Source organism: Mesorhizobium monacense (assembly GCF_056781675.1).
This window is the reverse complement of record NZ_CM165567.1, coordinates 6,136,243-6,147,567: the sequence shown is the minus strand read 5'-3', so window position 1 is coordinate 6,147,567 and position 11,325 is coordinate 6,136,243. Positions and strand designations below refer to the sequence as shown.

Below are 11,325 nucleotides of genomic sequence, written 5' to 3'. Positions count from 1 at the left end.
CGCTTCCCAATCCAGCCGTGAAAGGCCGCCAGCCCATGGCCGTCGCCAGCAAAAACATTCCAGCGCCCGACCTCGTCCCGATCCGTCGCGCGCTGCTGTCCGTCTTCGACAAGACCGGCCTCATCGATTTCGCCAAGGCGCTCGCCGCGGCCGGCGTCGAGCTGGTCTCCACCGGTGGCACCGCCAAAGCGATAGCCGAGGCCGGCATGGCCGTGCGCGACGTCTCCGAGCTGACCGGCTTTCCCGAGATTATGGATGGCCGCGTCAAGACGCTGCATCCGTCGGTGCATGGCGCGCTGCTCGGCATACGCGACGATGCCGAGCATGCCAGCGCGATGCGGACCCACGGCATCGAGCCGATCGACCTCGTTGTCTCCAACCTCTATCCGTTCGAAGAGGTCCGCCGCTCCGGCGCCGGCTATGCTTCGATTGTCGAGAACATCGACATTGGCGGCCCGGCGATGATCCGCGCCTCGGCCAAGAACCACGCCTATGTCGCCATCGTCACCGACCCCGGCGACTATGCCTCGGTGCTCAACGCGCTGGAGATGAATATCGGCTCGCTGTCGCTGGATTTCCGCAAGAAGCTGGCGGCCAAGGCCTTTGCCCGCACCGCCAGCTACGATGCGGCGATCTCCGGCTGGTTCGCCGAGGCGCTGGAGATCGAGCATCCCACGTGGCGCGCCTTCGGCGGCCGACTGGTTGAGGTCATGCGCTATGGCGAGAACCCGCATCAAGGCGCCGGCTTCTACGTCAATGGCGACAAGCGGCCGGGCGTCGCCACCGCTCGCCAGCTGCAGGGCAAGCAGCTTTCCTACAACAACATCAACGACACCGACGCCGCCTTCGAACTGGCCGGCGAGTTCGACCCGGCCCGCTCCGCAGCGATCGCCATCATCAAGCATGCCAACCCATGCGGCGTCGCCGAGGGCGCTTCGCTGAAGGCGGCCTATGCCAAGGCACTGGCCTGCGACCCGGTCTCTGCCTATGGCGGCATCGTCGCCATGAACTGCATCCTCGACGCCGAGGCGGCCGAGGAGATCGTCAAAACCTTCACCGAGGTGATCATCGCGCCCGACGCCTCGGAGGAAGCGGTTCGCATCGTCGCCGCCAAGAAGAACCTGCGCCTGCTGGTCGCGGGTGGCCTGCCCGATCCGCGCGCCGCCGGCACGACGGTCAAATCCGTAGCCGGCGGAATGCTGGTCCAGGGCCGCGACAATGCGGTGGTCGACGACCTCGAGCTGAAGGTGGTGACGAAGCGCACGCCGACGCCGGCCGAGATGGCCGATCTCAAATTCGCCTTCCGCGTCGCCAAGCACGTCAAATCGAACGCCATCGTCTATGCCAGGGACGGCGCCACCGTCGGTATCGGCGCCGGCCAGATGAGCCGCGTCGATTCCTCGCGCATCGCCGCCCGCAAGGCGCTCGACGCCGCCGAGGCGGCCGGGCTGGCGGAACCGCTGACCAAGGGCTCGGTCGTCGCCTCCGATGCCTTCTTCCCCTTCGCCGACGGGCTGTTGTCAGCGATCGAAGCCGGTGCCACCGCCGTCATCCAGCCGGGCGGCTCGATGCGCGACGACGACGTCATCGCCGCCGCCGACGAACATGGCATCGCCATGGTGTTTACCGGCGTGAGGCATTTCAGGCACTAGGCGCCGGCAGAGAGGCGTTCTGAGAAATTCGCTCCGCTGAGTCGGATGGCGTGGTTTTCGAGAGCCGGAGCGGAGCGGACATTCAAGTCCGTGAGCACCGGAAGCGCAGAAAACCGCGTCAGGCGGCCAGCGGAGTGGAATTATCGAACGTCTCTCATTCCACTGGCTGGTCGGCCGGATATGGCGTCCTGATCAAGATCGCCATGCCGACGCCCAAGAACAGCACGATCGCCGCCATGCCGAGCCGCGATGAACCGCTAGCCAAGGTGATCGTTGCCACCATGAAGGGTGCGGCAAAACTGGTCGCTCGACCGGCCAGCGCATAGATGCCGAAATAGCGGCCCGATTCAGCGGCGGTGACGCTGCGCGCCATATAGGAGCGCGATGAGGCCTGCACCGGACCAAAGGCAAGTCCGATCAGCAGGCCGTAGAAGATATAGGCCTTTTCAGCCGGCGTGCCGAACAATCCGCCGCTATCGGTTTCGGGCATCATCCAGGCGCCGAACAGCGTGTAGCCCGGGCCGGTCGAGACGATGCCGATCGTGGCGATGCTGAGCAGGACCAGCGAGATAAGCACGATGGTCTTGGAGCCAAGCGCCGTATCGAGACGTGCCGCAACCAGGCAGCCGACAATGGCGACGACATTGAGGATGATGCCGAACATGCCGATCTCGGTGATCGACCAATGGAACATTGCCGCGGCAAAGGTGCCGCCCAGTGCCAGCAGTGCGTTGACGCCGTCCTGATAGATCATGCGGGCGATGAGGAACCGAAAGATGCCGCTGCGCTGGCGCACTTCGGCGAGCGTCGACTTCAGCTCCGATAGCCCCTCGCGCACCGCCGGCCCGATCGCAATGCCCCTGATGGCGTCCGGCGTGAAGAAGAACATCGGCAGGATGAACAGGAAATACCAGCCGGCCGAGAGCGGTCCGGTGGCCCGCGCATCCTCGCCGAGCTTCGGGTCGAGCCCGAGGATGGGATCGAGGCCGATGATGGTCTTGCCGGTCTCAGGCGAGCCGGCCATGCAGGTGACGACGAAGATCAGCGCGATCATGCCACCGAGATAGCCAAGGCCCCAGGCCATGTTGGAGATGCGGCCGATCTCGCTCTTCGGCACCAGGCGCGGCATCATCGAATCGTTGAAGACCGTCGAGAATTCCGCCGCAACGGAGGCGAGCGAAAACAACGCCACGATCAGGAAAAGGTTCGAACCGGGCGCGGCGAACCAAAGCAGGGTCAGACTGGTGATCTTGATCGCGGCGAAGAAGGCAATCCACGGCTTGCGCGGCCCGGTCTGATCGGCGATCGAGCCGAGAATCGGCGACAGCACGGCAATTACCAAACCCGCCGCGGCTATGCCGTAACCCCAGGCCGCCTGACCCGTCTCCGCATCGCTGGCCATGCGTGAGACGAAGTAAGGCCCGAAGATGAAGGTGGTGACGACGGTGAAGAACGGCTGCGCCGCCCAGTCGAACAGCATCCATCCCCAGATGCCGCGTCCCGATGCCCGCTGCACTGCTACCTCGGTCATGTCCCCTCCCGCAAAACGGCGCCCGAAGCAGGGCGCCGTGTAGCTCTATAGCGCAGTTCCTGCCGGCAATCTCGCCCGATCTGGCTCACATCCCCGTCAGATCGCTCATCAGCCCCGAGGCGACCGACAGCCGCGACACGGTGATGTCGCCACCTTCGGTCAGTGCTTGCAGGCGCTCGCGGATGCGCCCGACGCGCTCGCCGCCGGCCTCCAGCCAGGCCGCTACCGGGTCGGCCGCCTTGGCATGGCCGGTGAGTGCGGCCACCGCTATGCCGCGCCTGGCCGCGCCGATCGTGTCGGTCGCGCGGGAAAGAGCCAGTTGATCGTAGTAGTCCGAAGGCGTGATCGAGCGTGCCGCATCCTCGACTCGCGGGATGCGGAAGGCGTCGCTGACGGCGAAGAAGGCCTTGGCGGCGGCGACGATATCGGCATTAGCCGTGCGCGCCGTCAGCGCGATGTCGGGGATCACCTCCGCAACATCGGTCAGCGCCAGCTGCGCGGCAAGCTTTTCCGGCGCGCCGGCCTTGAACAGGCCATGCCGCCGCTCCTCGATCCGCTCGCGCGAGAAGGCCGGCAGCAGCGAGGCGAGTTTCGGCTCTAGCGCCTTGCGTGCCTCCTGCAGCTCGGCAATCCGCTGGCCGAGCGCCGCCGTGCCGGCATCGTTCTTAAGATACCAGCCGCTTGTCACGAAGATAAGCCGGCTAATTGACTGGTAGAGGTCGAGCTGCACCTGGCCGTCGATCTGGTTGTCGAGCGCGTCGATCTCGCTGTAGAGCGCCGGCAAGGCAAAGCCGTCCCGCACCACGGCGAAGGTACGCACCACGTCGGCGGCGGTTCGGCCGGTGGCTTCCTGCAGCCGGTTGACGAAGGACGGCCCGCCGCGATTGACCAGGTCGTTGGCCAGGACGCGTGTGATGATCTCGCGGCGCAGCCGATGGCCGCGGATCTCGGCGGCGTATTTCTTCGCCATCCGGTCCGGGAAGTAGCCCATCAGGTCCCTGTCGAAATGTGCATCGTCCGGCACGTCGCTGGCGACGATGTCGGAGAACAGCACGATCTTGGCATAGGCGAGCAGCACGCCGAGCTCGGCCCTTGTCAGCGGCTCGCCGCGCGCCTCGCGCTCGGCGAGGGCCGCCGGCGACGGCAGCGTCTCGACCGCACGATCGAGCAGGCCGCGCGCTTCGAGCGCCGACATGAACCGGCTCTGATGCGCGATGTCGGCGAGCCCGCGCTTGCGCGCCATCGAAAGCGCCAGCGTCTGGTGGTAGTTGTTGGATAACACCAGCCCCCCGACCTCGTTGGTCATCTCGGCCAGCAATTTATTGCGCGCCGGCCGGGTCAGCGATCCCTTGCGCATGGCCGAGGCCAGCGCGATCTTGATGTTGACTTCGACGTCCGAGCAGTTGACGCCCGCCGAATTGTCGATGGCGTCCGAATTGCAGCGGCCGCCGGCGAGCCCGAACTCGATGCGCGCCCGCTGCGTCACGCCGAGATTGGCGCCCTCGCCGATGACCTTGGCGCGCACGTCGAGCGCGGTGATGCGGATCGCGTCATTGGCGCGGTCGCCGACATCGGCATTGGTTTCGGTGGAGGCCCTGAGATAAGTGCCGATGCCGCCGAACCACAAAAGATCGACCGGCGCCTTGAGGATGGCGTTCATGATCTCGACCGGGGTCGCAGTGGTCTTGCCGAGGCCGATCGCCGCGGCAGCCGCCGCCGGCAGCGTGATCGACTTCTGGCTGCGCGAGACGATGATGCCGCCTTCCGACAGCTTGGTCTTGTCATAGTCCTGCCAGCTTGAGCGCGGCAAAGCGAACATGCGCTGGCGTTCCGCCATCGAGGCCGCCATGTCCGGATCGGGATCGATGAAGATGTCGCGATGGTCGAAGGCAGCGATCAGCCGCGTCTGCGGCGACAAGAGCATGCCGTTGCCGAACACATCGCCCGACATGTCGCCGACACCGACGACGGTGAAGGGTGAGGCCTGGATGTCGCGGTTCATCTCGCGGAAATGCCGCTTGACCGCTTCCCAACCGCCCTTGGCGGTGATGCCCATCTTCTTGTGGTCGTAGCCGGCTGAGCCACCGCTGGCGAAGGCGTCGTCGAGCCAGAAGCCGTGCTTCTCCGAGATGGCGTTGGCGGTGTCGGAGAAGGTCGCGGTGCCCTTGTCGGCGGCGACGACGAAATAGGGATCGTCCTGGTCGCGCCGGACCACGCCGGCCGGCGGAATGACCTCGTCGATGCCGATATTGTCGGTGATCGACAGCAGGCTGGAGACGTAGTTCTTGTAGGCCGAGGTGCCGGCCTCGAAGATGGCGTCGCGGCTGCCGCCGACAGGCAGGCGCTTCGGATAGAAGCCGCCCTTGGCGCCGACCGGCACGATGACCGCGTTCTTGACCTGCTGCGCCTTGACCAGGCCGAGCACCTCGGTGCGGTAGTCTTGGGCGCGGTCCGACCAGCGCAGGCCGCCCCGCGCCACGGGACCGAAGCGCAGATGCACGCCTTCGACCTCCGAGCCATAGACGAAGATCTCGCGCCACGGCCGTGGCGCCGGCAGCCCGTCGACCGCCTGCGAGTCGAGCTTGATCGCCAGCGACTGGCCTTTCGCTTTCGTATCGGCAACGAAATGATTGGTGCGCAGCGAGGCTTCGATCAGGTTGAGGTAGCGACGGATGATGGTGTCGTCATCGATGTTGGGCACCTCTTCCAGCGCGTCCCTGATCTTGGCCTTGAGGTGCTTGGCCGCCACCACGCCTTCCGTCTCGGCCGTCGGCCCGAGGCGGGCGACGAACAGCGCATGCAGGCCGCGCGCGATATCCGGATAGCGGTTGAGCGCGGCGGCGATGAAATCCTGGCTCTGCGGGATGCCGGCCTGCTGCAGATAGCGGCCATAGGCGCGCAGGATGGTGACTTCGCCCGACCACAGGCCGGCGGTCTGTGCCAGGCCGTTATAGCCGTCATTGTCGATGTCGCCGCGCCAGACCGACAGGAAGGCGTCCTCGAACAGGCCGCCGCCATCGCCGAGATCAATCGGCTTGCCGTAGCTGTTCTCCAGCTCCATGTCGTGGATGAAGACCTTGTCGGCCGCTTCCTCGCCGACCTCGAAGGTGCGCTCGCTGATGACGCGGAAACCGATATTCTCCAGCACCGGCACCCGCCGCGACAGCGCCACCGGACTGCCGTGGTGATAGATTTTCAGCGCCGCCTGCTGCGGCTGCTGGTCGGCATGCCGGTAATAGTCGATGGCGATCGGATTGGCGGCACTGATTTTGCCGATGCGCCCGGCATCGGCCAGCGCCACCGCCGGCGAGAAACTATCCCTATAGCTTTCCGAAAAGCGCGCAGCGATGGCCGTCATCGCTGCATCCGCGCCGGTTTCGGCCGCAGTTTCGCGCAGCGCGTCGTCCCAGGTGCGCACGATGTCGCGGATCGCCGCTTCGATCGTCGCCTGCTCGACCTTCGGCGTCTTGCCGCCAGAGCGGCCGATGATGAAATGCACGCGCGCCAGCCCGCCCTCCGGGAAGGCCGGGTAGTAGGCCGACAGCCGGCCTTCGAACACGGTCCTAAGATAGGCGCCGACCTTCTCGCGCACCACGCTGTCGTAGCGGTCGCGTGGCACGAAAACGAGGATCGAGACGAAACGGTCGAACTGGTCGGCGCGCACCAGCGCCCTGACGCGCGGCCGTTCGATCAGCCCCAGAATGGCTTCGGCGTGCTTCCTGAGGATCGGAATCGGAACCTGGAATAGCTCGTCGCGCGGATAGCTTTCCAGCACGTTGATCAGCGCCTTGCCGGAGTGATCACCGGGATTGAAGCCGGATTTGGTGATGACGGTCTCGGCTTTCGACCTGAGATAGGGGATCTTCATCACCGAGCGCGTGTAGGCGGTCGAGGTGAACAGGCCGACGATGCGCAGTTCGCCCGAAAGCGCGCCTTTTGCGGTGTAGGTCTTGACGCCGATGTAATCGAGATAGATGCGCCGGTGCACGGAAGACTTGGCGTTGGCCTTGGTGACGATCAGCGGTTCGGGCCCATGCAGGAAGGCGCGGATTTCCGGCGTCGTCGTCACCGCTTCGGTGCCGCGCCTCAAAACCAGCACGTCCGGATCGGACAGGATGCCGAGGCCGGGCTTCTCGGCGCGCTCCAGCGTGCCGCTCTTCTCGCCACCGGTATATTTGAACTCGCGCATGCCGAGGAAGGTGAAATTGTCGTCGCGCAGCCATTCAAGGAAGGCGATCGCCTCGGTGACATGCGCCTTGTCGAGCGGCACCGGCGCGTAGCGGAATTCGGAGATCGCCTGGTCGAGGCGGGCCAGCATCGGCTTCCAGTCGGTGACTGCGGCGCGCACGTGGCCCAGCAGCTTCCTCAGCCGTCCGGCCAGGGCCTCGGCCTGGTCGGCGGACAGGCGGCCGATATGGACATGGACGACGCTCAGCCGGTCATGGCTGAGATCGCCCTTGGCAAAGCCGCCATCGCCGAGGATCTCATCGACGCCGCTCTTGCCGTGCCTGACGACGACGACCGGATGGGTGACCAGCAGCGGCTCGCCGGCGCCCTCGGTGATCTCGCCGAGAATGGAATCGAACAGGAACGGCATGTTGTCGTTGACGACGGTGATGATCGTCATCGGCCGGCCCTGGCGCACGACCCCGGACTCGACGTCTATGGCGACGACGCAGTCGCCCTTCCTGTGCCTGGCGATGGCGCGTCCGGCCAGATCGGCGGCGCGTTCGAGGTCGGCGGGATCATAGGCGGCGACGTCTTCGGCCGGTGCCCGGGCAAGCAGGTAATCGGCGAGCCTGCCGGCTTTTTCGCTCCCCTTTGCCGCGTCTTTCTTTGCCGGACTCGCTTTTTTGGACTGGCTTGCTGTTTTGAGGCTGGCCATGGTGTCAAATCCCTCCCGTCATATGCTTTTGCGACTATGGTAGCAGATGACCGGTATTTGGCGACAAAGGTTTGACGGCTTGCGAAGAAATATCGCAGCGCCGAAACTGACCGCCGAACGAATGAGGAGGAATGCCGATGACCGGCAAGATTATGGCGCTCGACCTTGCTCCGGCGGAACTGAGCGAGGCGACAAAAGCCTATTTCGCCAAATGCCAGGAGAAGCTCGGCCTCGTTCCCAATGTGCTGCTGTCCTATGCCTTCGACGAAAAGAAGCTGCGCGCCTTCACCGACATGTACAACGACCTGATGCTGGGCGACTCCGGCCTGTCGAAGCTGGAGCGCGAGATGATCGCGGTCGTCGTCTCCTCGATCAACCATTGCTACTACTGCCTGACCGCGCATGGCGCGGCGGTGCGTCAGCTTTCCGGCGACCCGATGCTCGGCGAGATGATGGTGATGAACTTCCGCGCCGCCGACCTGTCGGACCGGCAGCGCGCCATGCTCGAATTCGCGGTCAAGCTGACCGAAGAGCCGGCAAAGATCGTCGAGGCCGACCGGGCAGCGTTGCGCAAGGCCGGTTTCTCCGACCGCGACATCTGGGACATCGCCTCGACCGCCGCCTTCTTCAACATGTCGAACCGGGTGGCGGCAGCGATCGACATGCGGCCGAACGACGAATACCACGCCATGGCGCGGTGAAACATGACAGTAGACACTACAGGCAAGTGGTGGGTTGGCAGCGAACCGAGCGACATTGCTGAATTCCTGAGAGGCTATGCCTCCGAAGGGTATGAAGTCGACGAGTTCCGACTTGCGCGATGCAGATGCGGTTTCACATCGTTTCTTCTCGATGCCGATGACGATGAAGGCGTGGCGCGACGAACATGCACGGTCTGCGGGTCCGAACATTTTATCTGCGACAGTCAGGAGTTTTGGGACGAATCCGAGCCGGAACGCTGGGTGTGTATTGAATGCGATTCCGAAGCGGCAAACATCGGAGTCGGGTTTTCCAACTATCCGAAACGTGGCGGCGTCCGCTGGCTCTACGTTGGGGTTCGATGCTCGGCTTGCGGCGTCTTGGGTTGTTTCGCGGGGTGGAAAGTAGGCACGTCGGATAGCATGGACCTGCTGGATAAAGTCTAGTAGCTCACCACTTCGTATATCAGCGATTACGCATTCTCGTTGCGTGTTCGTCTATTTGGTCCGATGATCAGCGAGCGGCATGGACCGCATGCCGGTTCGATGCCGCTGATCAAGGGAGGAGAACATGGCGAAGTTTCTCTACGTCTATCATGGCTCCGGCAAGATGCCGACCGACGAGGCCGAGCGGAAGGCCGCAACGGATGCCTGGACCGGCTGGTACGGCAAGCTCGGCTCGGCCGTGGTCGACGGTGGCAATCCGGTCGGCATGTCGAAGATGGTGCTGCCCGGCGGCAAGGTCGAGAACAATGGCGGCAGCAATCCGACCGCCGGCTACACGATCGTCGAAGCCAAGGACATCGACGATGCCGTCGCCAAGGCCAAGGACTGCCCGATCCTGATGGATCCGGCCTTCAGCGTCGAGATCGCGCCGATCATCGAAATGATGTGACGGGTCAGGATCGCGCCGCAATCGCCGCGGCGGCGCCGGCCATGGTGCCGGCGCTGACGCGGTTGGCGATCTTCATCGCCCGCTTGCTCTTCAGCAGCTTGCGCGCCTGCGCCGCGGCGAGCACCCAGGCAAGATCGATGGCGACCAGGACCACTGCCATGGTCGCCGTCAGCTCGACCCAGCCGACGACGCTGACCGAGGCGAGGTCGATGATCGTCGGCAGCAGCGCCAGATAGAACATCATGATCTTGGGGTTGCCGAGCGTGACCGCCATGCCGGCGAGGAAGAGCTTTGCCGGTGAATCCTCGCGCGGCATCTCGCCTTCCTTCGCCTCGACCGGTGCGGTCCACATCTTCCAGGCAAGATACACGAGATAGGCGACGCCGATCCATTTCACGACGACGAAGGCGAAATGGAAGGTCTGTGCCACCACAGCCAGCCCGAACACCGCCAGCGACAGCCAGATGCCTTCGCCGATCCACATGGCGAGCAGGAACGGGAACACATCGCGGAATCCTTTGGCGATCACCCGCGCCACGAGGGCGGCGATCGATGGACCGGGCGAGCCGGCTGCGACGAAAAGAGCGGCGGCAAAGATCAGGAGCGACGTGAGCTGCATGGCGGGATCTCTGTTTGAGACATTCGACCCAAAACTAGCGCAACTGGTCCCGGAGACGGTAGCGCCGGAAAGAGAGACTTGCTGGACCACCCGCCCAAAGGCTAGAAATGCCGCCCCGACACGATTTTCGAGTTTCACTTTGCCTACGTAACCGCCGGTCTCGTCAACTCCCCCGACACAGTGCATGGCGTCGCATCCGCGATGCCTCTTTCATTTCATGTGTTCCTCAGGGTGGCGGTTCGAGACCGGTTTGGCACTGCTGAACCGCTGTCGCGCGCAAGCCGCCCGTGACGCCAGTTTTCCAATCGCCGCAGCCTCTCGCCACGCCGTGCCCGCATGGGCTCTCGACATCGCCGGTCTGACGAACTTCCCGACGGGAAGGGCTTATCGGCATGTCCGGACTTTTGCGTATCCGCTGGGCGATCGCGCCCAAATTCGCGCCTCGAGCGCTCATCAACTGCAATCGCTGCGGCGGCGTGAAAGCCTATCGCTGCAGCGGCAAGTTCCGCGTCAACGCCAACGGCAAGCGCATCGACGCCTGGCTGATCTATCGTTGCATCGATTGCGACAACTCCTGGAATTTCGGCATTCTGGAGCGGTGCAGTCGCCGCGACATTGAGCCGACCCTGCTGCAAGGTTTCGAAAGCAACGACCCTGTACTGGCGCGCCGCCATGCCTTTGATGTCGTGGCACTGCGCAGCCGGGTCGGGCGCGTCGAGGAGTTCCCCGACGCCGTCGTCGACAAGCAGACCCATGGCGACGCACCGGAAGTCACAAGCGGCTTGGAACTCCAGCTCGGGTTGGAAATGGTCACATCTCTACGGCTGGACCGGCTGCTCGCCAGCGAGCTCGGCATCTCCAGGTCGAGGCTTCAGACGCTGGAAGAGAGGCAATTGCTGACCATCGACCCGGAAGGGGCCAAGGCCCTGCGCAAGCCGGTGCGAACCGGAACGGTGATCCGCATCGATCTGTCCGGCGAACCCGATTGCGAAGCCATCATTGCGGCTGCCGGTGGATGAACCGGCTAGCAAGGACACGGATCGCG

Annotated in this window: 8 protein-coding genes; 5 read left to right on the top strand and 3 right to left on the bottom strand. The window is 64.5% G+C overall.

The features are described from left to right. Positions 1-35 precede the first annotated feature (35 nt). Positions 36-1,652 (top strand): bifunctional phosphoribosylaminoimidazolecarboxamide formyltransferase/IMP cyclohydrolase, encoded by a 1,617-nt coding sequence (purH, locus tag AC1RUK_RS29530; protein WP_481837802.1) that lies wholly within the window; start codon positions 36-38, stop codon positions 1,650-1,652. A 154-nt stretch (positions 1,653-1,806) separates the two neighbouring features. On the opposite strand, the gene AC1RUK_RS29525 is transcribed toward purH, so the two are convergent. After that, on the bottom strand, positions 1,807-3,183 hold the full coding sequence (locus AC1RUK_RS29525; protein WP_481837803.1) for an MFS transporter: 1,377 nt from the start codon (positions 3,181-3,183) through the stop codon (positions 1,807-1,809). 85 nt (positions 3,184-3,268) lie between these two features. Beyond that, positions 3,269-8,068, bottom strand: a complete 4,800-nt coding sequence (locus AC1RUK_RS29520) for an NAD-glutamate dehydrogenase (protein WP_481840150.1) — start codon at positions 8,066-8,068, stop codon at positions 3,269-3,271. A 137-nt stretch (positions 8,069-8,205) separates the two neighbouring features. On the opposite strand from AC1RUK_RS29520, the gene AC1RUK_RS29515 reads away from it, so the two are divergent. From AC1RUK_RS29515 to AC1RUK_RS29505, 3 genes are all read left to right on the top strand, one after another. Beyond that, the gene (locus AC1RUK_RS29515; protein WP_436169734.1) at positions 8,206-8,769 is read left to right on the top strand and encodes a peroxidase-related enzyme; all 564 of its coding nucleotides are present in this window, start codon (positions 8,206-8,208) and stop codon (positions 8,767-8,769) included. A gap of 3 nt (positions 8,770-8,772) precedes the next feature. Beyond that, on the top strand, positions 8,773-9,213 hold the full coding sequence (locus AC1RUK_RS29510) for a protein-tyrosine phosphatase family protein (RefSeq protein ID WP_436169735.1): 441 nt from the start codon (positions 8,773-8,775) through the stop codon (positions 9,211-9,213). Positions 9,214-9,337: 124 nt separating this feature from the next. Continuing rightward, positions 9,338-9,661, top strand: a complete 324-nt coding sequence (locus tag AC1RUK_RS29505; RefSeq protein WP_006201224.1) for a YciI family protein — start codon at positions 9,338-9,340, stop codon at positions 9,659-9,661. 4 nt (positions 9,662-9,665) lie between these two features. On the opposite strand, the gene AC1RUK_RS29500 is transcribed toward AC1RUK_RS29505, so the two are convergent. Beyond that, complete coding sequence (locus AC1RUK_RS29500; RefSeq protein WP_481837805.1) at positions 9,666-10,280, bottom strand: LysE family translocator; 615 nt, start codon at positions 10,278-10,280, stop codon at positions 9,666-9,668. 392 nt (positions 10,281-10,672) lie between these two features. Between AC1RUK_RS29500 and AC1RUK_RS29495 the strand changes: the two genes are divergently transcribed. Further along, positions 10,673-11,299, top strand: a complete 627-nt coding sequence (locus AC1RUK_RS29495) for a DUF1062 domain-containing protein (protein ID WP_481837806.1) — start codon at positions 10,673-10,675, stop codon at positions 11,297-11,299. Positions 11,300-11,325: the final 26 nt, after the last annotated feature.

Bases quoted from the DNA above. Each gene is read 5' to 3' on its own strand.
- AC1RUK_RS29505 (WP_006201224.1), top strand. From the start codon at position 9,338: ATGGCGAAGTTTCTCTACGTCTATCATGGCTCCGGCAAGATGCCGACC.
- AC1RUK_RS29495 (WP_481837806.1), top strand. From the start codon at position 10,673: ATGTCCGGACTTTTGCGTATCCGCTGGGCGATCGCGCCCAAATTCGCG.
- AC1RUK_RS29525 (WP_481837803.1), bottom strand. From the start codon at position 3,183: ATGACCGAGGTAGCAGTGCAGCGGGCATCGGGACGCGGCATCTGGGGA.
- purH (WP_481837802.1), top strand. From the start codon at position 36: ATGGCCGTCGCCAGCAAAAACATTCCAGCGCCCGACCTCGTCCCGATC.
- AC1RUK_RS29510 (WP_436169735.1), top strand. From the start codon at position 8,773: ATGACAGTAGACACTACAGGCAAGTGGTGGGTTGGCAGCGAACCGAGC.
- AC1RUK_RS29520 (WP_481840150.1), bottom strand. From the start codon at position 8,068: ATGGCCAGCCTCAAAACAGCAAGCCAGTCCAAAAAAGCGAGTCCGGCA.
- AC1RUK_RS29515 (WP_436169734.1), top strand. From the start codon at position 8,206: ATGACCGGCAAGATTATGGCGCTCGACCTTGCTCCGGCGGAACTGAGC.
- AC1RUK_RS29500 (WP_481837805.1), bottom strand. From the start codon at position 10,280: ATGCAGCTCACGTCGCTCCTGATCTTTGCCGCCGCTCTTTTCGTCGCA.